22 protein-coding genes are annotated in these 24,744 nt (G+C 65.5%); 12 read left to right on the top strand and 10 right to left on the bottom strand.

Annotation, left to right across the window (positions count from 1 at the left end; all coding sequences use genetic code 11):
* The first annotated feature begins 65 nt into the window (after positions 1-65).
* Positions 66-947, top strand: a complete 882-nt coding sequence (gene hemF / locus ABD923_RS14225) for an oxygen-dependent coproporphyrinogen oxidase (protein WP_259549551.1) — start codon at positions 66-68, stop codon at positions 945-947.
* 4 nt (positions 948-951) lie between these two features.
* Here hemF and ABD923_RS14220 read toward each other — a convergent pair whose 3' ends face one another.
* Positions 952-2,130, bottom strand: coding sequence for an NAD(P)/FAD-dependent oxidoreductase (locus ABD923_RS14220; protein WP_259549553.1), 1,179 nt, complete (start codon positions 2,128-2,130; stop codon positions 952-954).
* 6 nt (positions 2,131-2,136) lie between these two features.
* A complete protein-coding gene (gene hemE, locus ABD923_RS14215) occupies positions 2,137-3,168 on the bottom strand; it encodes a uroporphyrinogen decarboxylase (protein ID WP_259549555.1) in 1,032 nt (343 codons plus the stop codon).
* 123 nt (positions 3,169-3,291) lie between these two features.
* Here hemE and hemC point away from each other — a divergent pair, with 123 nt between their 5' ends.
* From hemC to ABD923_RS14180, 7 genes are all read left to right on the top strand, one after another.
* Positions 3,292-4,254 carry a hydroxymethylbilane synthase gene (hemC, locus tag ABD923_RS14210; RefSeq protein WP_259549562.1) on the top strand — a complete coding sequence of 321 codons (963 nt, stop codon included), beginning with the start codon at positions 3,292-3,294 and terminating at the stop codon, positions 4,252-4,254.
* Between the two features lie 126 nt (positions 4,255-4,380).
* A complete protein-coding gene (locus tag ABD923_RS14205; protein WP_259549564.1) occupies positions 4,381-6,417 on the top strand; it encodes an NADH:flavin oxidoreductase in 2,037 nt (678 codons plus the stop codon).
* 141 nt (positions 6,418-6,558) lie between these two features.
* The gene (gene rfbC, locus ABD923_RS14200; protein ID WP_259549845.1) at positions 6,559-7,128 is read left to right on the top strand and encodes a dTDP-4-dehydrorhamnose 3,5-epimerase; all 570 of its coding nucleotides are present in this window, start codon (positions 6,559-6,561) and stop codon (positions 7,126-7,128) included.
* On the top strand, positions 7,128-8,168 hold the full coding sequence (gene rfbB, locus ABD923_RS14195) for a dTDP-glucose 4,6-dehydratase (RefSeq protein ID WP_259549566.1): 1,041 nt from the start codon (positions 7,128-7,130) through the stop codon (positions 8,166-8,168). Before rfbC ends, rfbB begins: the two co-directional genes overlap by 1 nt.
* Before the next feature lie 138 nt (positions 8,169-8,306).
* Positions 8,307-9,173, top strand: coding sequence for a dTDP-4-dehydrorhamnose reductase (gene rfbD, locus ABD923_RS14190; RefSeq protein WP_259549568.1), 867 nt, complete (start codon positions 8,307-8,309; stop codon positions 9,171-9,173).
* The gene (gene rfbA, locus ABD923_RS14185) at positions 9,170-10,039 is read left to right on the top strand and encodes a glucose-1-phosphate thymidylyltransferase RfbA (RefSeq protein ID WP_259549569.1); all 870 of its coding nucleotides are present in this window, start codon (positions 9,170-9,172) and stop codon (positions 10,037-10,039) included. The genes rfbD and rfbA overlap by 4 nt, the downstream gene beginning before the upstream one ends.
* Positions 10,040-10,103: 64 nt before the next feature.
* Positions 10,104-12,659, top strand: a complete 2,556-nt coding sequence (locus ABD923_RS14180; protein WP_345229516.1) for a glycosyltransferase — start codon at positions 10,104-10,106, stop codon at positions 12,657-12,659.
* Positions 12,660-12,673: 14 nt separating this feature from the next.
* Here ABD923_RS14180 and ABD923_RS14175 read toward each other — a convergent pair whose 3' ends face one another.
* Positions 12,674-13,510: a Stf0 family sulfotransferase gene (locus tag ABD923_RS14175; RefSeq protein ID WP_259549571.1), complete on the bottom strand. Its 837-nt coding sequence runs from the start codon at positions 13,508-13,510 to the stop codon at positions 12,674-12,676.
* A 140-nt stretch (positions 13,511-13,650) separates the two neighbouring features.
* Here ABD923_RS14175 and ABD923_RS14170 point away from each other — a divergent pair, with 140 nt between their 5' ends.
* From ABD923_RS14170 to ABD923_RS14155, 4 genes are read left to right on the top strand one after another with little or no spacing between them, the layout of a single operon-like run.
* Positions 13,651-16,092, top strand: a complete 2,442-nt coding sequence (locus ABD923_RS14170; RefSeq protein WP_259549579.1) for a heavy metal translocating P-type ATPase — start codon at positions 13,651-13,653, stop codon at positions 16,090-16,092.
* A 1-nt stretch (position 16,093) separates the two neighbouring features.
* Complete coding sequence (cueR, locus tag ABD923_RS14165) at positions 16,094-16,498, top strand: Cu(I)-responsive transcriptional regulator (RefSeq protein WP_259549584.1); 405 nt, start codon at positions 16,094-16,096, stop codon at positions 16,496-16,498.
* Between the two features lie 51 nt (positions 16,499-16,549).
* Positions 16,550-17,461, top strand: coding sequence for a 2-dehydro-3-deoxygalactonokinase (locus ABD923_RS14160; protein ID WP_259549585.1), 912 nt, complete (start codon positions 16,550-16,552; stop codon positions 17,459-17,461).
* A complete protein-coding gene (locus ABD923_RS14155; RefSeq protein ID WP_259549586.1) occupies positions 17,458-18,075 on the top strand; it encodes a 2-dehydro-3-deoxy-6-phosphogalactonate aldolase in 618 nt (205 codons plus the stop codon). Before ABD923_RS14160 ends, ABD923_RS14155 begins: the two co-directional genes overlap by 4 nt.
* Before the next feature lie 18 nt (positions 18,076-18,093).
* Here the strand turns inward: ABD923_RS14155 and ABD923_RS14150 are convergent, their stop codons facing one another.
* The 7 genes from ABD923_RS14150 to ABD923_RS14120 form a co-directional block, all read right to left on the bottom strand.
* Positions 18,094-19,002, bottom strand: a complete 909-nt coding sequence (locus ABD923_RS14150) for an isopenicillin N synthase family dioxygenase (RefSeq protein ID WP_259549587.1) — start codon at positions 19,000-19,002, stop codon at positions 18,094-18,096.
* Positions 18,999-19,643: an NAD(P)H-dependent oxidoreductase gene (locus ABD923_RS14145; protein ID WP_259549588.1), complete on the bottom strand. Its 645-nt coding sequence runs from the start codon at positions 19,641-19,643 to the stop codon at positions 18,999-19,001. Before ABD923_RS14145 ends, ABD923_RS14150 begins: the two co-directional genes overlap by 4 nt.
* Positions 19,643-20,206, bottom strand: a complete 564-nt coding sequence (locus tag ABD923_RS14140) for an NAD(P)H-dependent oxidoreductase (RefSeq protein ID WP_345229515.1) — start codon at positions 20,204-20,206, stop codon at positions 19,643-19,645. The genes ABD923_RS14145 and ABD923_RS14140 overlap by 1 nt, the downstream gene beginning before the upstream one ends.
* A 148-nt stretch (positions 20,207-20,354) precedes the next feature.
* The gene (locus ABD923_RS14135) at positions 20,355-21,773 is read right to left on the bottom strand and encodes an FAD-binding oxidoreductase (protein WP_259549590.1); all 1,419 of its coding nucleotides are present in this window, start codon (positions 21,771-21,773) and stop codon (positions 20,355-20,357) included.
* Entirely contained in the window at positions 21,770-23,047 is a 1,278-nt protein-coding gene (locus ABD923_RS14130) for a cytosine deaminase (protein ID WP_259549591.1), read from the bottom strand. Before ABD923_RS14130 ends, ABD923_RS14135 begins: the two co-directional genes overlap by 4 nt.
* Positions 23,048-23,920 carry an ABC transporter permease gene (locus ABD923_RS14125; RefSeq protein ID WP_222191553.1) on the bottom strand — a complete coding sequence of 291 codons (873 nt, stop codon included), beginning with the start codon at positions 23,918-23,920 and terminating at the stop codon, positions 23,048-23,050.
* Complete coding sequence (locus ABD923_RS14120) at positions 23,917-24,711, bottom strand: ABC transporter ATP-binding protein (RefSeq protein WP_259549592.1); 795 nt, start codon at positions 24,709-24,711, stop codon at positions 23,917-23,919. The genes ABD923_RS14125 and ABD923_RS14120 overlap by 4 nt, the downstream gene beginning before the upstream one ends.
* Between the last annotated feature and the right edge of the window lie 33 nt (positions 24,712-24,744).

Genomic DNA, 24,744 nt, shown 5'->3' with positions numbered 1-24,744 from the left:
ACAGGGGCTTGGCCTGAGTGCTAAGCAGGCCGGACGGATTTCAGACCATCCGGGGAGGGCACCAGATGAAAGACACGTTCGACGACCGCAAGACCCGCGCATCGGAGTGGTTCCGCGCGCTGCGCGACGAGATCGTGGCCGCCTTCGAGGCGTTGGAGGATGCGCAAGGGGGCGATCAGCCTGCCGGACGGTTCGAAGTGACCCAGACCAAGCGTCAGTCCGAAGACGGATCGGACGCGGGCGGCGGTTTGATGAGCGTCATGCGCGGCGGACGAGTATTCGAGAAAGTCGGCGTGAACGTGTCGACCGTGCATGGCCAGCTGGGCGACCGGGCCGTGGCCGCGATGGCCGCGCGCAAGGACCTGTCGGGGCTGAAGGACGATCCGACCTTCTGGGCCTCGGGGATAAGCCTTGTGGCGCATATGCAGAACCCGCATGTGCCGGCCGTTCACATGAACACGCGCATGTTCTGGACGCCGGTGGCGTGGTGGTTCGGCGGCGGATCGGACCTGAACCCGGCGATCGAGTATCCCGAGGATACCGAGCATTTCCACACCGTGTTGAAGGAACATTGCGACCCGCATGGTGCGGAGCTTTATCCGCGGTTCAAGGCTTGGGCCGACGAATATTTCTACGTCCCGCACCGCCATCGTGCGCGGGGCGTCGGGGGCATCTTCTACGACGATCTGAATACCGGCGACTGGGAGGCCGATTTCGCCTTCACGCAGGATGTCGGCCGCGCGTTCCTGCCTGCGTTCCTGGGATGTGTCGAACGGCGCAAGCACATGCCCTTCACCAAAGAAGACCGCGAGAAGCAGTTGGTGCATCGCGGGCTTTATGCCGAATACAACCTCGTCTACGACCGGGGCACGAAATTCGGGCTGGAGACGGGGCATGACGCGAACGCCGTGCTGATGAGCCTGCCGCCCATCGCCAAGTGGACGTGATCCTTCAGACGAACACCGCCTTGAAATCGGTCTCGTAGCCTTCGCCGGACAGGTCTCCGCCGGTGGCCGTGATCGCGCCGAGGCGCCCGATCTCGTCGCAGGATTTGGCGGCGGCGCCATTGCCGCCCGTCAGGATGGTCAGCCGGTCGGTCAGCCGCTCGATATAGGGATAGCCGGTTTCGGTGAAGCTGACGACGCAGGTGGCCCGGTGCAGGCTGGTGGCGCGCAACTCGGGCATCAGCGCGCGCAGGTGGCGGGTCAGCATCTCACCCGCCTCGGCGCTGCCGTCGGACTGGAACCACGCGGTCATCTCGGCATCCGTCTCGAGGCTGGCCGAGAACGGTTCGCCGCCGATCTTGATGTAGGTCTTGCCATCCGGGTAGCGGATCGGGGGCAGGAGGTAGAGGTCCTCGTCCATCCTCCCGCCTTCGGGCATGGCGATAAGCGAGGGCATACCGCTCAGCCGCGCGGCCTCTGCCGAGTCGACCTCGGCCAGCACCACGGTGCGGGCATAGACGCCCATCGCCGGGCAACCGGGCAGAAGGCCCGAGGTGCGGGCGTAGCCGCCCGTTGCCATGACGACATGGCCTGCGGTGACGATGTCGCCACTGCCAAGGGTGAGTGCAGCACCGGCCAGCCCGACGGCGGTGTCGCGGATCACGGTTGCGCCCGCGCGGGTGGCGCAGACCTCTTCCGCGCGGCGCAGGGCGCGCGGGTCGATCCAGCCGCCCATCGCCTCCCATGCGGCGACAGTATCGGCGGGAAAGCGGAAATAGGGGAAACGGTCGTTCAGCGCGTCGCCTTCGATCCGCTCGTGCGGCAGGGCGAGGCGCTTGGCCGCCCCGAGGAAACCGTGTGTGAACTCGGCCCCCGGTCCGTCCAGCGGACCGGCCATCATGACGCCGCAGGGGGTGTAGAAGGACTCGCCCAGTGCCTCTTCCAGCATCGCGTAACGGTCGATTGACCGAAGGGCGAGGCGCGACCAATCCGCCTTTTCGGCAAGTCCGCGCGTGATGCGGCCTGCATCGTGATGGCTGGCGAAGGGGCCGTCGAACCGGGACGGACCCTCCGGTTCGTCGGGGCCGATCAGTGCGACGGTATGCCCGGCCTCGACCAGGTGCCGGGCGCAGGCGGTGCCCATCAGGCCCCGCCCCACGACCGCGAAGTCTGGCCGCCCGGTCACGTCACCCTAGCCGCGAATGGCGTCGAGCAGGACATGCACGTTTTCCGGGTCGGCATCCGGCGTGATGCCGTGACCCAGATTGAAGATATGCGGCCCGCCCTTCAGCGCGTCGACGATATGTCGCGCCTCGTCCACCAGGCGCTGGCCGCCTTCGACCATGAGCTTGGGGTCGAGGTTGCCTTGCACGCAACTGTCGGGTTGCAGATGTTCGGCGGCCCATTCGGGTGCGACCTTGGTATCGATGGCGACGCAATCGGCACCGACGGCCTTGGCGAAGCCGATGTATTTCTCGCCCGCCTCGCGCGGGAAGGCGATGACCGGCAGGCCAGGGTTGCGGCGTTTCATCTCGGCGGTGATGCGTTTGGCGGGTTCGAGCGCGAACTTGTCGAACGCCTCGCCCTTCAGCGACCCGGCCCAGCTGTCGAAGATCTTGACCACTTCGGCCCCGGCTTTGACCTGCATGTCGAGATATTCGATGGTCGCATCGGTCAGCAGGTCGATCAGCGCGCCGAAGGTCTCGGGGTCACTTTCGCGCAGCGCATGGGCCGGCCCCTGATCGGGCGTGCCACGCCCGGCGATCATGTAGGTTGCCACCGTCCAGGGCGCGCCGGCAAAGCCGATCAGCGTGGTTTCCTTGGGCAATTCCCGCGACAGGATGCGCACTGTCTCGTAGACGGGGGCAAGGTGGTCGTGGATGTCGTCCTTGCCCTTGAGCGGCTTCAGCCCCTCGGGCCCGGTGATGGTGGACAGCCGCGGCCCCTCGCCGGTGACGAACCACAGATCGGCCCCCAGCGCGTCGGGGATCAGCAGGATGTCGGCGAACAGAATCGCCGCGTCGAACCCGTAGCGGCGGATCGGTTGCAGCGTGACCTCGGCCGCGAGCTCCGAATTGTAGCACAGCGACAAGAAGTCCCCCGCCTGCGCGCGCGTTTCGCGATATTCGGGCAGGTATCGCCCCGCCTGGCGCATCAGCCATACTGGCGGCACATCCATCGCCTCGCCCGCGAGGCTGCGCAGGAGTTTCTTCTTGTCTGTCATCGGGTAATCCTCGGGTCGTTAGGGGGCACCGTTTCGCCCCGCGCCAAAACTGTCAAGCCGAACCCGATTGTCAAGCAAAGTTGACACATATACAACCCGCGCTGACACTAGTAGAGAAGTGACATGACGACCGACCTGCCCACCCCCGCTTCGCCCCTGAAAATCGGAACCCGCGGCTCGCTGCTTGCCTTGGCGCAGGCCTACGAGACACGCTCGCGCCTGATGGCTGCCTTCGACCTGCCGGAAGAGGCATTCGAGATCGTGGTCATCAAGACGACCGGCGACGACCGCAGCCTGATCGACGCCGACAAGCCGTTGAAGGAACTGGGCGGCAAGGGCCTCTTCACCAAGGAAATCGAAGAGGACATGCTGACCGGCAAGATCGACATCGCGGTCCATTCGATGAAGGACATGCCGGTGGAACAGCCGCCCGGGCTGGTCCTCGACACCTACCTGCCGCGCGAGGATGTGCGCGACGCCTTCGTGTCGCTGAACCACGACTCGCTGGCCTCGCTGCCCGAGGGCGCGCGTGTCGGGTCCTCGTCGCTGCGCCGCCGGGCGCAGCTCAAGGCGCGCCGGCCGGACCTGCAAGTGGTCGAATTCCGGGGCAACGTGCAGACGCGGATGAAAAAGCTGGGCGACGGGGTGGCGGATGCGACCTTCCTGGCCATGGCGGGTCTGCGCCGGTTGGGCATGACCGAAGTCGTGAAATCCGCCATTGAAGTCGAAGATGTGCTGCCCGCCGTCGCGCAGGGCGCCATCGGGATCGAACGGCGTAGCGATGACAGCCGCGCGGCCGAGATGCTGGCGGCGATTCACGATGTGCAGACGGGCCAGCGCCTGGCGGCTGAACGCGCGTTTCTTGCCGGTCTCGACGGGTCCTGCGAGACGCCGATCGCGGGGCTGGCCGAACTGGACGGCACCATGCTGCGTCTGCGCGGCGAGATCCTGCGCCCCGACGGCTCCGAGGTTCTGACCGCCGACCGCACCGCGCCGATCGAGGATGGCGCCAAGCTGGGCGCCGAGATGGCCGCCGATTTGCGCGCCGAGGCGGGCGAAGGGTTCTTCGACTGGATCACCGGCTAGGGGCAGCGGAAAACTCGAGTTTTCCGGGTCGGAAAAGCTGGCGTTTCCGACCTGCGCATGTCGGTTCCGGGCTTTCTCGATCCCGAGGGGGCAGGCTAGGGTTTCGCCGACCAGCGGAGGCCTGACATGCACGACGATCCCCTATTGCAGCCCTTTCAACTCAAGCACCTGACGTTGAAAAACCGGCTCATGTCCACCGCGCATGAGCCGAACTACTCGGACGGCGGGCTGCCGTTGGAACAGTATCGGCTGTACCATGTCGAGAAGGCCAAGGGGGGCATCGCGCTGACCATGACGGCGGGGTCAGCCGTCGTGTCGGCCGACAGCCCCGAGGCTTTCGGCAACCTCCATGCCTACCGCGACGAGATCGTGCAGCCCCTGCGCGACCTGACGGATAGCTGCCATGACCATGGCTGCGCGGTGATGATCCAGTTGACCCATCTCGGGTGGCGGACGAACTGGAACAAGGGCGATTGGCTGCCCGTCGTGGCCCCCTCATCGGTGCGGGAACCTGCGCATCGCGCATTTCCGAAAGAAATGGAACAGTGGGACATCGACCGTATCGTGGCCGATTACGCCGCCGCGGCACAGCGGATGCAGGCCGCGGGCCTCGACGGGATCGAGATCGAGGCTTACGGGCATCTTCTCGATGCGTTCTGGTCGCCCTACCAGAACCGGCGCGAGGATGAGTATGGCGGCAGCCTCGACAACCGGATGTTGTTCGCATGGCGCGTGATCGACGCGATCCGCGACGCTGTCGGCCCCGACTTCATCATGGGCCTGCGCCTGGTGGCCGATGAGCAGTTCGAGCACGGTCTCAGCCGGGAAGAGGGCGTCGAGATCGCCCGTCGGTTCGCGCAGTCAGGCAAGGTCGATTTCCTCAACCTGATCCGGGGGCGTGTGGCCTCGGATGCCGCCCTGACCAATGTCATCCCGATCCAGGGCATGGCGTCCTCCCCGCATCTCGATTTCGCAGGCGAGGTGCGGGAGGCTGTGAAGTTCCCCATCTTCCACGCCGCCAAGATCGCCGATGTGGCCACGGCCCGGCATGCGGTGGCCAGTGGCAAGCTGGACATGGTGGGCATGACGCGTGCCCATATCGCCGATCCCCATATCGTCGAAAAGATCGCGCGGGGCGAGGAAGACCGTATTCGGCCTTGCGTCGGGGCCACCTACTGCCTCGATCGGATTTACGAGGGCGGGCAGGCGCTGTGCATCCACAACGCCGCGACCGGACGCGAGGCGCGCATCCCGCACGATATTCCATTGGTTTCCGTGGAGCGGAAGGTGGTGGTGGTCGGGGCCGGTCCCGCCGGGCTGGAGGCCGCGCGGGTCGCGGCGGAACGCGGACATGCCGTGACGGTCCTTGAGGCCTCGGACCGGGCGGGCGGTCAGATCAACCTGTTGGTCGCCAACCCGCGGCGGCGCGACCTTGTCGGGATCACGGATTGGCGCTTGTCCGAGTTGGAGCGTCTCGGCGTCGAGATCCGCTACAACACCTTCGCCGAGGTGGAGGATGTCACCGCCCTGTCACCCGACATCGTGGTCGTCGCGACGGGCGGCCTGCCGCAAGCCCCCGAGATGGCGGGGGATGACCTGACGGTGTCGAGTTGGGACATCCTGTCGGGCGAGGTGAAGCCCGCCGCCGAGGTTCTGGTTTATGACGACAATGGCGGGCACCAGGGCATGAGTGCCGCCGAGGTGATCGCGCGCGCAGGGTCGCGCCTCGAACTGGTCAGCCCCGAGCGGTTCTTCGCGCCCGAGATGGGGGGCATGAACCACGTGCCTTACATGCAGGCCTTCCACGAGACAGGCACGCGCGTAACGATCAACACGCGGGTGTCCTCGGTCGTGAAAGAGGGCAACCGGCTGCGCGTGACGTTGGGCTCGGACTATGCGCCGGGGTGGGCCGAGGACCGGGTGGTCGACCAGGTGGTGGTCGAGCACGGCACCCTGGCCAATGACGAGCTTTACCATGCGCTCAAACCGCTTTCGAAAAACGCGGGTGCGGTGGATTACGGGGCCTTGATCGCGGGTGACGATGACCCGTTTGCGGCGGAGCAGGATGGGCAGTTCATCCTCTACAGGATCGGTGATGCTGTGGCCTCACGCAACATCCATGCCGGGATCTATGACGCGCTTCGGATGGGCCTTCGGCATTGAACCTGTCCCAGGGCGTTACAAACCGGCCAAGGGCGTTCTTGGTAGGGGCTGGCCACTTGTGGTCATAGGTTGCGGCTGGCATGGTCCGTCCCTATGTCGATGGCCTTGATCGACATGGTTCTGGTGTCGATGGCGAAACACATGCACGTAGAAGAAACCGGCATTCCCGATCTGCTTGTTCTGATCCCGCCGCGCTTCGGTGATGCGCGGGGCTTCTTTTGCGAGACGTACAATCGCGACCGGCTGGCCGAACACGGCATCACGGTCGACTTCGTGCAGGACAATCATTCGCTCTCGGCGCAGTTCGGCACGGTGCGTGGCCTTCATTTCCAGGCACCGCCGCACGCGCAGGCCAAGCTGGTGCGCTGCGGGCGCGGTGCGCTGTTCGACGTGGCCGTGGATCTCCGGCGCGGCTCTCCGAGCTATGGGCGCTGGTTTGGGGTCGAATTGAGTTTCGAGAATGGCAAGCAACTGCTGATCCCGGCCGGGTTCGCGCATGGCTTTGTCACCCGCGTGCCGGATACCGAGATCATCTACAAGTGCTCGGATTTCTATGCCCCGCAAACCGAGGGCGCGCTGCGTTTTGACGACCCCGATATCGGGATCGATTGGCAGATGGAGGGGGTTGATCCGATCCTGTCGGACAAGGATGCGGCAGCCGGGGCCTTTGCCGGCTTTGAAAGCCCGTTCATTTACGAGGAGCGCCGCTGATGAAACTCCTCGTGACCGGCGGGGCCGGGTTCATCGGCTCTGCGGTGGTTCGCCTTGCGATTTCTCGCGGACATCACGTGGTCAATGTGGATGCGCTGACCTACGCGGCCTGCCTCGACAACGTGGCCAGCGTCGCGGAGTCGCCGCTCTATACCTTCGAGAAGGCGGATATCCGGGACCGCGCCGCCATGGACCGGATCCTTGCCGCCCACGAGCCCGATGCCATCATGCATCTTGCGGCCGAAAGCCACGTGGATCGGTCGATCGACGGCCCGGGCACTTTCATCGACACCAACGTGACGGGCACCTACACGCTGCTTGAGGCGGCGCGCAGCTACTGGGTGGGCAAAGGCCGCCCCGCTGGCTTCCGCTTCCACCATATCTCGACCGACGAGGTCTATGGCACGCTGGGCGAAACGGGCCTTTTCACCGAAGAGACACCTTATGCCCCGAACAGCCCCTATTCGGCCTCCAAGGCGGCGTCGGACCATCTGGTGCGCGCTTGGCACGAAACCTACGGGCTGCCGGTTGTCCTGACCAATTGTTCTAACAACTACGGGCCTTTTCATTTTCCCGAGAAGCTGATCCCGGTCGTGATCCTGAACGCCTTGGCGGGGCGGCCCATCCCGGTCTACGGCAAGGGCGAAAACGTGCGCGATTGGCTGTTCGTCGAGGATCACGCCGATGCGCTTCTTCTGGTCTGCGAGAAGGGCGAACTGGGCCGGAGCTACAACATCGGCGGCAACAACGAGCGGCGAAACATCGACCTGGTGCGCACGATCTGCGCCCTGCTGGATGAGCGCCGCCCCGATGGTGCGCCGCATGACCGTCTGATCGAGTTCGTCACGGATCGCCCCGGTCATGACCTGCGCTATGCCATCGACGCGACCCGCATCACCGAAGAACTGGGCTGGTCGCCCTCCGTCACTGTCGAGGAGGGGCTGGCCAAGACCGTCGACTGGTATCTCGAAAACGAGGACTGGTGGCGCGCCCTTCAGGCCCGCGACGGGGTGGGCGAGCGGTTGGGCAAGGCAGGATAAGGCGATGCCGGTTGCGCAGGGTGCGGGAAAGCTCGGGCCGTTCGTTCATGTGCCGGGCACTGGGGGCGGTGTCGTGCGGGAATTCCTGTTCGCGTGGTTCGGGCCCCTTACCGATCCGGAAAAGGAGGGCGGGCGCCCATGACGCTTCTGGTCTTTGGAACAACGGGCCAGGTGGCGACAGAACTCCGAGCGCGGGCGCAGGGCGCCATTTTCCTGGGCCGCGACGCCGCCGACCTCGGCGATCCCGCAGGCTGTGCGGCAGCGATCCGGGCACATGCGCCCACCGCCGTCATCAACGCGGCCGCCTACACCGCCGTCGACAAGGCGGAGGAGGAAGAGGCCCTCGCCACATTGGTCAATGGGGCCGCGCCGACCGCGATGGCCGAGGCCTGTGCCGATCTGGGCATCCCCTTCGTCCATATCTCGACCGACTACGTCTTCGCGGGCGATGGAGACGCACCGTGGTCTCCGGACGATCCGACAGGGCCGCTTGGCGCCTACGGGCGATCCAAGCTGATCGGAGAAGAGGGCGTTCGGTCAGCTGGCGGGACCCACGCGATCTTGCGCACCTCCTGGGTGTTTTCCCCGCATGGCGCGAATTTCGTGAAGACCATGCTGAGACTCGGGGCAGAGCGTGAGAAGCTGACGATCATCGCGGACCAGATCGGTGGACCGACTGCCGCCGGCAGGATTGCCGTCGCCTGCCTCGCGATCGCCGAGCAATTGACGCAGGATCCGGACAAGAGGGGCACCTACCATTTCTCGGGCGCGCCGGATGCCAGTTGGGCGGATTTCGCGCGAGAGATCTTTGCCCAGGCGGGGTTGCCCTGTGTGGTCGAGGACATTCCGACCTCGGCCTATCCGACGCCGGCCAAGCGGCCTTCCAATTCGCGTCTGGATTGTGCCGCCACGCAGGCCACGTTCGGGATAGACCGTCCGGATTGGAAATCCGATCTCACCGAGACCCTCCAGATTCTCTCACGGAACAAGGGAATTGATCGATGACCACGCGCAAAGGTATCATCCTGGCCGGGGGGTCCGGCACGCGGCTCTACCCGATCACACTCGGCGTGTCGAAACAGCTTTTGCCGATCTACGACAAGCCGATGATCTACTATCCGATCAGCACCTTGATGCTGGCCGGTATCCGCGACATCGCGATCATCACCACGCCGGAAGACCAGTCGCAATTCCAGCGCACCCTTGGCGATGGCAGCCAATGGGGCCTCAACCTGACCTACGTCGTGCAGGAGAGCCCCGATGGCCTGGCGCAGGCTTATCTCCTGACGCGCGAGTTTCTGGCCGGCAGCCCCTCGGCGATGGTTCTCGGCGACAACATCTTTTTCGGGCACGGCCTGCCGAACCTGCTGATTGCTGCGGATGAGCGCAAGACGGGCGGCACCGTCTTTGGCTATCGCGTGGCGGACCCGGAACGCTACGGGGTGGTCGATTTCGACGATGACGGCAGCGTGAAATCCATCATCGAAAAGCCCGCCGTTCCGCCGTCGAATTTCGCTGTCACCGGGCTCTATTTCCTGGACGGGTCCGCGCCCGACCGCGCGGCGGAGGTCAAACCGTCAGCCCGCGGTGAACTCGAGATCACGACACTTCTGGAAAGCTACCTGGCAGACGCGGCCCTGCACGTGGAACGGATGGGGCGCGGGTTTGCCTGGCTCGACACGGGGACCCATACAAGCCTGATCGACGCCGGGAATTTCGTTCGCACCCTCGAACAGCGGCAGGGGATGCAAACCGGTTCACCGGATGAAATCGCCTATGTCCGAGGCTGGATCAGCGCAGATCAGCTTGAGGAACGGATCGAACTGTTCGCCAAGAACGCCTATGGACGCTATTTGCAGTCCTTGCTCTAAGGCATTTCCGTCTGGCCGCCTGAGGCGTGTTTGGCGTTTGCATCTTTTGGGATAGCTGCACGTTATGCTCTATCGGCTCTATGCCTTGTACCTCCGCTATGCTGCGCATCACGCAGACCGCCTTGCAGGGTTTTCGCTGCTACGCGACGGGCGGCGGCCCCTTGGGCATGTCGAACGGGTTTTCCGGGCCAATGGGCAGTTCTTCATCGTTGGTTGGACCGCCGCGTCCGAGCTTTCGGTCGTCTGGCCCGATGGCAGCGTCACGGTCAGCCCCTCGATCCAGAGGGCGGACGTGGCCCGCAAAACCGGGTTGCCGCTTGAAAGCGGTTTCGAAATCGCGGTGCCCGAAACTGCGCGGCCTCTGACGCTGGAGGTGAAATGCCTGTCTGGCGCCGTGCGCCGGTTCCCGGTCAGGCATCCGTCGGACCCGCCGTCTGCCGCGGCGAAACGCCGGATGCGGCGTGCCTTCCTGCGTGATCTGGCGCGGGCGCTGCCCGCGGGGATGAGGTGGATCATGCGCCGCGACCACGCCAGTCGGACCGCCGTGAAGCGCGCGCTCGGCCTCGAGGCCGTCCATCCGAGCCTCCCGCTCGATCGCCGCTATCTGGGATTGCCCCCGGCGGGCCTTCTGCGCGATGCAGCCAATTCTGCGAGGGGCGATTTCAAGCCCCAACGCTTGGCGCCACCGCCCCCCACGACACCGATCACGATCATCCTGCCGGTTCACAACGCGTTCGATCTTTTGCCCGAGGCCCTGTCGCGGGTTGCACGGAACACCGATCTCGACTGGCATCTTATCCTGATCGACGACGCGTCGACGGATGCGCGTGTTCGGCCTTTCTTGCGAAGCTGGGCGTCCGAACAGCCAGACGAACGGGTGACGCTGTTCGAACTCGACACGAATCTCGGCTTTGTCGGGGCGGTCAACAAGGGCTTCGCCGAAGCCGAACACCGGGCGGGCCACGTGGTGATCCTGAACTCGGATGCCATGGTGCCGGACGGTTGGGCGTCGCGGCTGATCGCGCCCTTCGCTGCGGATTCACGCATTGCGTCCGTCACGCCGATGTCGAATGACGCCGAGATCTTTTCCGTTCCGGTGATCGTGCGGTCGCAGGATCTGCCGCCGGGTATGGTTGATCGGCTCGACGCGGTCGCGCGCACGCTGACACATGGGCAACGGTTGCCCTCCGCGCCGACCGGCGTGGGATTTTGCATGGCTCTGTCATCCCACTGGTTCGGACGACACCCCCGGTTCGACCCGGCCTTCGGACGCGGCTATGGCGAGGAAGTGGATTGGTGCCAGAAGGTCCGCGCAATGGGTGCGCGCCACGTCGCCATCCCCAACCTGTTCGTGGAGCATCGGGGCGGACAGAGCTTTGGTTCGGATGCGAAGCTGGAACTGGTGTTGCGGGCCAACGCCATGATCGCGCGCCGCTATCCCGGCTACGATCTGGAAGTGCAGAGCTATATTGCCAGCGATCCCCTGAGGACGCCGCGCTTGGCGCTGGCTGCGGCCTTGGCGGGGTTCTCGGCGTCCGGGCCGCTGTCTCTCTTCGTGGCGCATTCCCTGGGCGGCGGGGCAGAGCACGCCCTGCAAGACGAAATCGAGGGTCTCATCGCCGAGGGCCAATCTGCGATGGTCCTTCGGGTTGGCGGTGCGCACCCTTTCCAACTCGAGGTGCATGGCGCCAGCGGTGTCGTGGCCGGCACGACGGATGCGCTCGATGTCGTGCAGAGCATTCTCGCGCCCGTGCCGGCCCTGCGGATCGTCTATTCCTGCGGTGTCGGGTACCCGGATCCGGCAAGCCTGCCCGATGTGATGCTGTCTCTGAAACGTCACGGGCACGATGATCGTGTCGCGGCGCGTGTGCATGACTTCTTCATGCTGTCGCCCTCGTACAACCTGCTGAATTCCGATGGCAGCTACCGCGGATTGCCGGAAACGGACAGCACGGACCCGATACATGTCGCTGTTTCAAAGACGGGTGAGGCCACGTCATTGGCCGAATGGCGCAGGCGCTGGGGCAGGTTCCTGGCCCAATGTGACGAAGTCAGGGCGTTCTCGGAAAGCAGCGCCGACTTGGTCCGACAAGTGTATCCTGAATTGCGCGGCGATACGCTGCGTGTGCGCCCTCACAGGCTGTCGGCGGACTTGCGCAACGTTGCGCCCCCGGTCCACGGGTCCAGCCATGTGATCGGCATCCTGGGCAACATCAACCGGGCCAAGGGCGGTCAATTGCTGTGCGACCTAGCCGAGCGGATTGAAATGAACGGGGCAGGCTACCGCATGGTCGTGATCGGAAATGTCGATCCGGCGTTCTCGATGCGGCCCTCGGTGACGCTGCATGGCAGCTACGAACGCGACGAGATTGCGCATCTGGCCGAACGCTACCACGTCGCGACATGGCTTGTGCCATCCGTCTGGCCGGAAACGTTTTCCTATGTCACCCACGAGGTCCTGCAAACGGGATTGCCCGTGATCGGGTTCGACATCGGCGCGCAGGGAGAGGCGCTGCGTCAGTCTGCCCATGGCATCCCGTTGCGGTTCGACCCCGATGCGGATTTGGCTGGCATGGTTCTGTCGGCGCTGGATTCCCTGCAACGCCCCAGCGCGGCGTAGATCGAGCCCGATCTTCAGATATCCTGAAGCTGGTCGAGCATGTATCGCCGCTCGTCATCCACGTCTTTCAGGAAAGCGGCACGCTCTGCCCGGAACCGCTCGGCATATTCCGCGTTCTGCGGGGTGCCTAGCTTGGCGTGTTTCAGTTCCAGATCGGGCCAATCCGCATCACGGACGCGCGCCACGTTCGCCAGCAAGCTGCGTGTGCGTTCGGACCCGGCCTCCATCATGTCCTCGTAACAGAAGCGATAGGGTTCGATACCATAGAGGTCGAACAGGTATTCGCTGCGCCGTTCGGCACTGAGGATGTGCTTGAGCCACCGTTCGATGTTCTCGGCGTCATAGGGAAAGGACGCCTCCGCCCGCGCGCGATCTTCCGGCGTTGCATGCGGGGTGTGGGCGACCTTCGTGCGCACCATTTTCGCGAGGCTCACGGCCTGCGCCACGATATCTTTCCGGATCAGCCACATGGCCCTGCAATCGGGCTGATTGAAATGGGTCATGAAGGTATCCGGATCTGGAAACAGGCGATCCAGTTGATGGGCCGTGATCTCGAAGCTGAACACCCCGTTCGGGCTGCTGAACCTTTTCTGGGCTTGCATGATGTAATCTTCACGCCCGAGCGCCTGAATGCCGTTGGCAATGTTCGGCACGAAATTCGGGTTGAACAGCTCGTTACCGGCCCCGAGGCGATGGCTTTGGGCGATCAGGTCTGTCAGCCACGAACTGCCGGAGCGGGGTGTGAAATAGATGACGAGGCGGCGACGGGGCAACGGCTTTGCCTCCAGTTTCGCGCGCCGGTCCGGGTTCTCGGAACTCCGGGTGAAATATTCGTCGATGACGTCTTCCATGCCTGCCTCTCGGCGTCTTTTGCGCTTTGCAATGGATATTCCATATCGGCGCCTCAGATGCCAGATACCGTCGTTACATCAGCCCTTGACCCTCCAGTTACTGGAACGTCTAAGTGAGCTGTGTCAGTCGAGGAAGACCAATGTCAGACACAGCCCAAGCACTCACATTGCGGTATTCAGTCGCCAACCTGAACTGCGGATCCTGCGCGGCCCGCGCCGAAGCGGCGCTTGCCAAGCTGCCCGGCGTCAGGGAGGCGCGTGTGAACCTTGCCACGCGACGCGCGGAACTCAGCACCGAAGATGGGTTCGATGCGCGATCCGTGGAGCCGGCGATGGAAACGGCGGGCTACCCGGTGACCCCGCTGGCGACGCCGCGCCTGCATCGTTTCGAGGTCGGGAACCTGTCCTGTGCGGGATGCGTCGCGCGGGCCGAGGCCGCCCTGGCCGAGGTCGATGGTGTCGAGCAGGCCCACGTGAACCTCGCAACGCGGCGTGCAGAGGTGCAGGGCGCCCCCGATCTCGATATCGGCGCGCTGCGCGACCGACTTGACCGGGCCGGTTACCCCTTAATCCCGATCGCCGAGGATACCGCCCCCGAAAACGATCCGCACAAGGACGAAAGCCGTCAATACAAGACGGCGTTCCTCATGGCGCTTGCGCTGACCTTGCCCGTTTTCCTTCTCGAGATGGGCGGTCACGTCATCCCCGGATTTCGCGGCTGGCAGATCGAGACCTTTGGCGAAAGCGCGCTGCGCCTGTTCCAGTTCGCCCTGACCAGCCTTGTCCTTGCCGGTCCGGGGCGCGTGTTTTTCCGCCTTGGCGTCCCGGCCTTGCTGCGCGGCGCGCCCGAGATGAACAGCCTCGTTGTGCTGGGCGCGGGCGCGGCCTGGGCCTGGTCGACCGTGGTCACATTCGCGCCGCAGCTTATCCCGGAAACCGGCCGGTTCGTGTATTTCGAGGCCGCTGCCGTGATCGTGACCCTGATCCTGCTGGGCCGGTGGCTGGAGGCGCGGGCGCGGGGATCGGCCGGGGCCGCGATCGAAGGGTTGCTGGACCTGTCGCCGGACACCGCCCTGAAAGTGCAGCCCGACGGGTCAGAAACCGAGGTTGCGCTGGCCGATATCCATCTGGGCGACGTGGTGCGCCTGCGCCCCGGCGCGCGCGTAGCCGTCGATGGCGTGATCCTGACCGGGGCGACCCATGTCGACGAGTCCATGCTGACCGGGGAGCCGGTTCCGGTGGAGAAGGGGCCGGGCGATCCGGTCTCGGCGGGAACGGTGAACGCGAACGGCACCGTCGATTTCCGAGCCACCGCCATCAGCAATGACACGGTCCTCGCCCGGATCGTGACCATGGTCGAAAACGCGCAGGCCGCGCGGTTGCCGATCCAGTCGCTGATCAATCGCGTGACGGCGGTCTTCGTACCCGTCGTGCTGGCGATTGCCGTTCTGTCGGCGGCGGCCTGGGCGTTCCTGAGCAGTGATCCGGCGCAGGCGCTGGTTGTCGCGGTGTCGGTCCTGATCATCGCCTGCCCCTGCGCCATGGGCCTGGCCACGCCGATCTCGGTCCTGGTCGGCACGGGGCGCGCGGCCGAGCTTGGCGTCCTGTTCCGGCGTGGGGATGCCCTGCAGGCCCTGTCCAGCGTCGACCTTGTCGCGTTCGACAAGACCGGCACGCTGACCCGAGGGGCCCCTGCGGTCACCGGCATCCACGCGGCAGAGGCAACCTCGGAAGAAACCTTGCTGGCCCTCGCCGCCGCAGTCGAGCAAGCCTCCGAGCATCCCTTGGCGCGCGCCATCCTTGCCGAGGCCGAAGCGCGCAGCCTGACCCTGCCCGTGGTCGATGGTTTCCAGAACCACCCGGGCGCGGGCGTCACCGCGCAGGTCGAGGGCGACACGGTGCGCATCGGGTCGCGGGCGTTTCTTGCCAAGGAAGGCGTCGCGCTGCCCGATCGGGAACCGGGCAGCAGCACCGAGGTGCATGTCGCCCGCGGCGCCCTCTACCTTGGTCATCTCGACCTCAGCGATCCGGTCAAGGATGACGCAGCCGACGCCATCGCAGCGCTGACGCGGCGCGGTCTGCAGGTGGCCGTCCTGTCCGGCGACTCCGCCGGCCCGGTCGATGCGGTCGCCCGACACCTCGGGATTGGCCTTGCGCGGGCCGGCCTGTCGCCCGAGGGCAAGCAAAAGGCGCTCGAGGATTGGCAGGCCCAGGGGTTGAAGGTCGCCTTTGTCGGGGACGGGATCAATGACGCACCGGTTCTGGCGGCGGCGGATGTCGGCATCGCGCTGGGCACGGGAACCGATATCGCCATCGAGGCCGCCGACGTGGTTCTGGTCTCCGGCTCGCCGGTTGGCGTGACCTCCGCCGTCGAGGTCAGCCGCCGCACGCTCCGCAACATCGCGCAGAACCTTTTCTGGGCCTTCGGCTACAATGTCGCCCTCATCCCCGTGGCCGCCGGGGCGCTGGCCCTGTTCGGTGGCCCGTTCTTGAACCCGATGCTGGCGGCGGGCGCCATGGCGGCCAGTTCCGTTCTGGTCGTGACGAACGCCCTGCGCCTGCGTCGTCTGAAGGTGAAATGACATGAATATCGGAGATGTCGCCGCCCGCGCCGGGCTGCCGGCCAAAACGATCCGCTACTACGAAGAGATCGGCCTGATCGCGCCGGACCGGTCCAGCAATGGCTACCGCAAGTTTTCCGAGGCGCATGTTCACCAACTCGCCTTTCTCGGTCGGGCGCGCAGCCTCGGCTTTTCCATCGAGGATTGTCGGATCCTCCTCGGCCTCTGGGGCGACCGGGACCGCGCCAGCGCGGATGTGAAGGCCGTCGCGCGCAAGCACCTGGCCGAGATCGACGCCAAGATGGAGGAACTCGCCCAGATGCGCCGCACGCTGGCAGATCTGGTGGACCGCTGCGCGGGGGATCAGCGGCCAGACTGCCCTATCCTGAACGATCTTGCGGCAGAAGGCGGGCCTGTCACCTCTTGATCCATCACCGTTCTGCCCAACCTGAATGGGGCATGCTATGGAATGGATGAGATGAGCGCAGAAAGCAGATATGCCGACTGGATCGCGGTGCACGCGGGCCAAAGTGACCTCAGGGCCTGGGCGCTGGCCGCCGATGGTTCCGTCCGGGCGGAGCTGACGCTTCCGTCGGATAGCGCGATGCCCGAGGCGCCCGCGTTCGAGGCCAAGCTTCTTGATACGATCGCGCCATGGCTGGGCCAGGGCAGCACATCCGTTCTGGCGTGCGGTTTGACGGGCTTGGCCGACCTGCCCGAAGCAATCACCCCGGTTCCGGCAAAACCGGCCGAACGGCTGCCCATTCGGGTGTCTGCCAACGACCCGCGCCTGGATCTTCTTGCCTTGCCGGGGCTGAGCCAAGCCAACCCACCCGACCTGTTGCTGGGCGAGGAAACCGAGGTGGCGGGTTTTCTGGCCGGGAACCCGGGGTTTGACGGCGTGCTTTGCCTTGTCGGGCCGCGCACGGTCTGGGTGCAGATCTCGGCCGAGGAGATCGTGAGTTTCCAGACCGCGATGACGGGTGAGTTCTTCGACCTCCTCGCCGGGCACAGCACGATCAGCGCGGCTGTCGCGTCCACCGGCATGGATGCCGAGGCCTTCGTCGACGCCGTGTCCGACACCCTGTCGCGGCCCGAGCGGTTGAGCCAGCGTCTGGCCGCGCTTCGGGGGCAGCACGTGTTGCAGCAGCTCGACCCGTCCGTGGCCCGGTCGCGCCTCTTCGGCGCGTTGATCGGGGCGGAACTGGCGGCCATGCGGCCCTATTGGCTGGGCCAGCAAGTGGCCCTCGCCGGCCCGTCAGACATGGTTGATCTCTACGCTCGCGCGCTCGACACGCAGGGCGTCTCCGCCCCCCGTCACGCGTCGGACGGTCTGGCCCTTGCCGGTCTGGCCCGTGCGTGGTTCGCAATGCAGGAGCACGCGAAATGAGCCGTCCGATCATCGCCATTCTTCGCGGCATCACCCCGACCGAGGCCGTCCCGGTCGCCGAGGCGCTGGTCGAGGCCGGGATCGACCGGATCGAAGTGCCGCTGAATTCATCGCACCCGTTGCACAGCATGTCCGCCATCGCCACGGCGCTGGGTGACCACGCGCTGATCGGGGCCGGCACGGTGACCGCCCCCGACGAGGTGCGCGAAGTGGCCGATGCGGGCGGCAAGCTGATCCTGTCGCCCAATTTCGACCCGGACGTGGTCGTGGAAACCAAGCGGCTGCTTTTGCAAAGCTGGCCCGGCGTTTTCACCCCGACCGAAGCTTTCGCGGCGCTCAAATCCGGCGTGGATGGGCTCAAGCTGTTCCCTGCCGATCGCGTCGGGTTCGAGGGGTTGGCGGCGTTACGCGCGGTGCTTCCGCAAGACGCAAAGGTGTTCGCCTTCGGCGGTGCCCGCCCCGAAAACTTCGCAGACTGGCTGGCCGCCGGGGCCGACGGGTTCGGGCTGGGAACCGCGCTCTATGCTCCGGGTATCTCCGCAGCCGAGGTCGGCAAACGGGCGCGCCGGGTGGTCGAGGTTTTCGACACGGCGACCAAGGGGGCGCTGGTCTGACGCGGAGCGCGCCGCGCGTTAAGCGGCGTAAGTCGCATCCAGCCTTTGACGCAGATATTCGGCCCCCGTCACCGTCGGGTATTTCGGCGCTCCGGTGCCGGGCAGGGCGGCGATAATCGCGTCCGGGTTCGGGTCGAGGAAAAAGGCCACCGATTGGCGCGGCTTTGCCGGGGGCAGCACCCTGTGCGGGTTCGACACGTAGATATCGTTCGACCAGCGCATCAGGCAGTCGCCGATATTGACCACGAAGGCCCCCGGCACATGGGGCACGTCGATCCAGTCGCCGCCGCGCGGTTTGACTTGCAGCCCCGCCACCCCGTCGGTCAGCAGAAGCGTCAGCGCCCCGTAATCCGTATGCGCCCCGGCCCCGATCCCGCCTGGGTCGCTCGCCGGGTAGGACAGCAGGCGCAGCGTCGCCATCGGTTCGTCGAAATCGCGCTGGAACCGCGTCTCGGACAGGCCGAGATCCATCGCCACGGCCCGCATCAGGCCGACACCAAGCGCCTGCACCGTCGCGAAATAATCCAGTATCGTCTCGCGAAAGCCGGGCACCTCCGGCCACAGGTTCACCCCGCGAAACGGCTCGGACGCGATCACGCGCGGGTCATCGGCAGCCAGGTCGTAGCCGATGTTGAAGGCTTCCTTCTGATCCACCTGTCCTGAATGTTCGTCCAGGCTTTCGGTTCCGGTCGCGGCCCATCCCCTGTTATGCGGGTTGGTCGAGATCGACAGCGGCGCTTTCACCTCGGACGGCAGCGCGAAGAATGCGGCCGCCTGGTCGAACACCCGCGCGATCAGGCCCTCGTCCACGCCATGCCCCGAGACCAGGAAGAACCCGGGCCCGCGCGCCGCCGCGCCAAGATCGGACACGAACCCAGCCCGGTCGGCCCCGCTGGAAAATCGCGCGAAATCGAGGACCGGGATCATGCCGTCGCCTCCGTATCGCTGGCCTCGTTTTTCTGGGCCCGCCCGCCGCTGAGCAGGCGATTCATCTTCGCCGCCACGCGCTTCAGATGCTTGTCGCGGCTTGCAGCGGTCGACCTGTCCATCAGGTAATGCGCTGCGAAGGCCACCTTGCGATGCCGTGCGCACAGGTGCCCGACCCCGCGCAGCAATGTCCGCCGCCCGGGCGCGCCCACGTAGCGCGTCAGCGCCCAGCTGGCCCCGCAGGTGGTGAAGACGCCCAAGCGCGTGATGTGCCGCAGGCCCGGGCGGATATTCGGGTTCTCGTCATCGGGCATCAGAAAGGCCACGCCGGGCACCATCGTCCGGTCCAGCCAGCCTTTCAGCATCGCGGGCAGGCCATACCACCAGGTCGGATAGACGAAGATCAGCGTGTCGCACCACATCAGGTCATCCACGTCGCGCGCCACCGCCGCCTTGTTGCGGCTTTCATCCTCGTAGAGCTCAAGCTCGGTGGCGGTCAGGGCCGGGGCGAATCCCTCTGCATACAGGTCGCGCAGCCGGATCTCGGCGCCCGCCTTGCGCAGCTTTTCCAGAACAAGATCACGGATGGCGGCGGTGAAACTCTCCGCCCGTGGGTGACAATAAACAACCAGCGCCCGCATCAGAAACTCTCCATCTCTCGGCCTACTCGTGACAGGAAATTCGCGCGTTTTGCGTCGCTGGCCCGGTTCATGTCGTAGAGCGCAAGGTACCGCATCTTCTCGGGCCGGCAGACATGCCAGACCGCCCGCGTCACGCATTTCCGGGGCGGGTCGCCGACCAAGAGCGCCCGCGTCCGCGCGCCGCCATAGGTCGTCACCGCCGCCAGCTTGCGGATATGGGTGAGGTTCGGTTTCACCTTGCCATCGACCAGCTTGAAGGACACGCCGGGCAGGAACACCCGGTCGAGAAAGCCTTTCAGGATCGCCGGGTAGCCGAAATTCCAGACCGGGAAGACCATGACCATCGCGTCCGCGGCCCGCAGGCGTTCGACATACTCGGCCACCGGTCCAAGATTGTCCGGCTCGTCATGGTAGCCGCGCCGCTCGGCCTCGGTCAGGACGGGGTTGAACCCCTCGGCATTCAGGTCGCAATCATCGACCTCCCAGCCGCTTGCCGCCAGTTTCTCCACGACCGTGCCGTGCAGCGCGGCCGAGAAACTCTCGGGGCAGGGGTGTGCGAACAATACAAGCGCCCTGCTCACCCGGTTTCCCCTTCATCTTGGCAATTAAAACTCCGGGGGGTGCGGGGGGCAGCGCCCCCCGCCGGGTCGGCGCCGAAGGCGTCGATCCAGACCAGGAAATGGTCGGCTCCCGACAGCGCAGAGATCTCTCTCACTCCGCGGCCTCCGGTTTCGGGGTCATCGCCGGATAGTCATACATCGTCGCATAGTCGAAATCGGGATCGTCCCAGGCGATCATCTTGCCGGGGTTCAGCAATCCCTTCGGATCCGCCTCGCGCTTGAAGTTCAACTGCCGCGCGTCGGTCGATTGCCGCCCGCCTTCCTCCAGCGTGTAGCGATGCGGGTTGAAGATCATGCACCCCATCTCTTCGTGGATGCGGATGATCTCTTCCAGCCGCTCCGGCGTGGAAAAGGCCACGATGGGCAGGCCCGCGAACATCACCTTGCCGTTCTCGCGCATCACTTCGAGGTGCTGGAGAACCTCGGCCCCGAATTCGGCGCGCACCTTTTCCACCAGCTCCATGTGGTCGGGATAGCGGTAGCGCACCTGCAAATAGGTGATCGACGGATCGACCTTCAGGGCGCGCAGCGTGGTATGGTTCCACGTGTATTCCGCCAGCGCGCCGGGCGTCCTTGGCCAGTCATTGTCGGTGGAGTCGTAGATGATCGCGCCCGGCACCTCTTCGGCCTCCATGAAGGTCTTGAGCCCTTCGACCGAATGCGGCGCGACCAGCAGGATCACGAGATTGGTGCCCTCCTCGACATGCGGCGCGATGCGCTGGAAATAACTTTTTCCGATGGGCGCCTCGATCACGGTGGCCAGCTTGATCAGGATGCCGTCCTGGTTGGCCACGCCCTCGGCGAATTTCGCGGCGTCGGGGAAATCGTCGAAGGCCACCAGCAGTTCCGTCCAGTCATAGGCCGGGGCCAGCGGCATCTCGATTTCCGTGATGATGCCGTTGGTGCCGAAGGCATGGCTCACACGCGGGAGTTCATCGCCCGTCAGTTCGACCACGCGCGGCTCTTCCTCCATCGTGACCACGCGCAGCCGGATAATGTTGCCGAAATCGCGCAGCGCGCCCCAGGTGCAGGAGCCGATCCCGCCCGATCCGCCCGCAACGAACCCGCCGATCGTCGCCGTCGCGAAGGTCGAGGGCATCATGCGCAATTCCTGCCCCGAATGGGCACGGGTTTGCGCGTCGAGCTCTTTCACCACGATACCGGGTTCTGTCACCACGCGGCCCGGCGCGATTTCCTTCACGCTGGCCATGTTCTTCATATGCATGACGCAGCCGCCACGCATCGGCATGGCCTGTCCGTAATTGCCGGTGCCCGCGCCGCGCGTCGTCACCGGCACGTCATGGGCGTAGCAGACCCGCAGGATCTCGATCACCTCCTCCTCGGATTTCGGGTTCACCACGAAATCCGCCTCGAGGTGGTCCATCTTTTCCTTCAGCACCGGCGAGTACCAGAAGAAGTCCCGGCTTTTCGACCGGATGGTCGCGGGGTTCTCGTCCTGCTCGATATGGGACAGGGCGGCCTTGGCTGCGGCGATGTTCGGCGTGCTCATGCGGACTCCATCAAATCATCCAACTCGGAATAGTCGGGAAGCGTGCGGTCGATCTGGCGCCCCTCGCGCAGGACGATGCGGTCGGCCTGCGGGCGGGCGAAAAGCTCGGTCCAGCTGCGGGCGCGGCAGATCACCAGGTCGGCGGGGGCGCCCACCTCCAGCGATGGCGCGTCGAAGCCGCAGGTGGCCGCCGGGTCGGTCAGGAAGCTGGTGACCCAATCGGCGCGGGAGTGGTCGAGATGGCCAATGCGGGTCGCCTCGCGCATCACCTCGATCATGTCCATGTCGCCATAGGCGTAGAAGGGATCGCGCGTGTTGTCGCTGGAGAAACTGACCCGGATGCCGCGCGCCCGCATTTCGTGGACGAGGGTAACCCCCCGGCGGCGCGGCGTGCGAACCGTGCCCTCGGGCGTGCGGTCCTGCAAATACAGGTTGCACATCGGCAGGCTGACCACGTCGATACCGGCCTTGGCGACCAGGTCCAGCGTGTCCATGGCGCGGGCCTCGTCCTGCACGCTCAGCGAGCAGCAATGGCCGACGACGACCCCGCCCTGGAACCCCGTTTCGATCACCACCTCGGCGATGGTGCGCAGGGTCTCGACGCTGGCATCCATCGTCTCGTCGACGTGGAAATCGGTCGGCACGCCGTGTTTCTCGGCCAGCGAGAAGAAGTCGCGCAGCACATCCGCCAGGTCATCCGACGGGTTGGTGACAAGGCCGAGGACACCGCCACGGGTCTTGCCCACCTCTGCGGCGATCTCGGGCAGGGGGCCGTCCAGCCCGCCCAGACCCGAATGGATCAGGTTCGCCGCCTGCAACTCGATCCGCCCGGCCCAATCCGCCTGCAACTCGCGGAAGATGGGGAAGCTGATGGAATATTGCGGTGGGCTCGAGTCGAGATGCGTGCGGATCGCCCGCGTGCCATGCGCATGGGCGCAGCGCAGCGAAAACTCCATCCGACGGCGCACATCCTCGGCCGACCAGTTGGCGGCGCGGTCCGCGCCCACGGTTTCCAGCGCCCCCATGAAAGACCCGTCCGGGTTCGGCGCGCGCCCCCAGATATGGCCCTTGTCCAGATGGGTGTGCATGTCGACGAAGGCCGGGAACACCATCGCGCCTTTCATGTCCACGGCGATGGCGCCGGGCGCTGCGATCATCCCGTCCTTCACGCCCAGATCGGTGCGCAGAAGATCGCCCTCCTGCCCGATCAGGCAGGCAGGGACCGTGACATTGGCCAGCGTGAAATCGCCCTTGGGAAGTGCCGTGAAATCCACCTAATGCTCCCGTGTCAGCGCGCTTTCGTGCCATTTCCTGAGCAGCAGATGCGACAGGATCGACAGCGCGGCAAAGATGAAGACGCCCATCGCGGCCACCATGGCGAGGGCCGCGAACATGCGCGCGATATTGAGGCGGTAGCCCGCCTCCTGGATGCGGAAGGCAAGGCCCGACCCGATCCCGCCGGTGCCTGCGACCAGTTCGGCCACCACCGCCCCGATCAGAGACAGGCCGCCGGCGATCTTCAGACCGCCGAGGAAATAGGGCAGGGCCGAAGGCAGTTGCAGGTAGCGCAGCTTTTGCCAGCGCGTGGCGCCGTAGATCCGGAACAGGTCGCGCAGGTTGTGATCGACGCTGTTCAGACCCAGCGTGGTCGAGCTTAGCACCGGGAAGAACGCCACGATCCATGCGCAGAGCAGCATTCCCGCCACCTTGCTGTCGACATAGATGAAGATCAGCGGCGCGATCGAGACAACGGGCGTGACCTGCAGGATCACGGCATAGGGGTAAAAGCTGAGTTCCAGCATCTTCGACTGGTTGAACAGGATGGCAAGGCCCGCCCCCCCGATCACGGCCAGGATCAGCGCCAGCAGCGTGATCCACCCTGTCAGGTAGGCGGCTTCGATCAGCATGCCCCAGTCACCCGTCAGGCTGGCCCAGACACGGTCCGGCCCCGGCAGGATGTAATGCGGGATCTCGTTGGCGGTGACGACCCAGCCCCATCCGAAGATGGACAACGCCATGATGATGACCGGCAGGGTCCATTTCGCGATGCGCTCGATCCGGGCAGCGCGCTGGCGCCGCGCCTCGTCGGCATCCACCGTTTCGGGCGTGGCCGTGGCCCGCGCCGGGCTGTTCTCGGCAAGGCTCATGCGGGTTCTCCCATCGCTTCCTTCAACGCGGCCGAGGCTTCGCGGGCATGGGCCGCGTATTCCGGCGATGTGCGGAAATCCTCGCCGCGCGGGTAGGGGGTGTCGACCTCCAACTCGGCCATGACCCGCCCCGGGCGCGCGGCCATCACGACGATCCGGTCCGACAGGAAGACGGACTCGAAGACCGAGTGCGTGACGAAGATGACGGTGCAGCCGATCTTGGCCTTCAACTCCAGCAGATCGTTGTTCAGCTTGTGGCGCGTGATCTCGTCCAGCGCGGCAAAGGGTTCGTCCATCAGGATCAGGCGCGGGTTCGTCACGATGGCCCGCGCGATCGAGACGCGCATCTTCATCCCGCCCGACAATTCGCGCGGATAGGAATTGAGGAATTTCTCAAGGCCGACGAGGCGCAGCACCTCCAGCACGTCGTCCTTCACCTCGGCATAGCTTTTCCCGGCAAGGCGGAAGGGCAGCCAGACATTCTGCGCCACGGTCGCCCAGGGCATGAGCGTGGGTTCCTGGAACACCACGCCAAGGTCCCCGCGCCCGTGATCGCCTTCCCACTCCACCTTGCCGCGCGTGGGGTGCATCAGGTCCGAGATGATGCGCAGGGCCGTCGATTTTCCGCAGCCCGAGGGACCAAGCAGCGAGATGAAATCGCCCTGGTTCACCGTCAGGTTCATGTCCTTCAGCGCCACAACATCGCCGCTGAACACCTTGTCCACATGGCTCAGGCGCAGCAGCGGCGGACGCTGCCCAAGCGGCAGGGTGTCGGAATGTCGGACGGCCATCGCGGTTTCCTGTACAAGACGTGACCCGGACCG

The organism is [Roseibacterium] beibuensis, from assembly GCF_039542305.1.
In the GTDB taxonomy this organism is placed as follows: domain Bacteria; phylum Pseudomonadota; class Alphaproteobacteria; order Rhodobacterales; family Rhodobacteraceae; genus Roseibacterium; species Roseibacterium beibuensis.
This window is presented reverse-complemented; position numbering and strand designations above follow the sequence as displayed.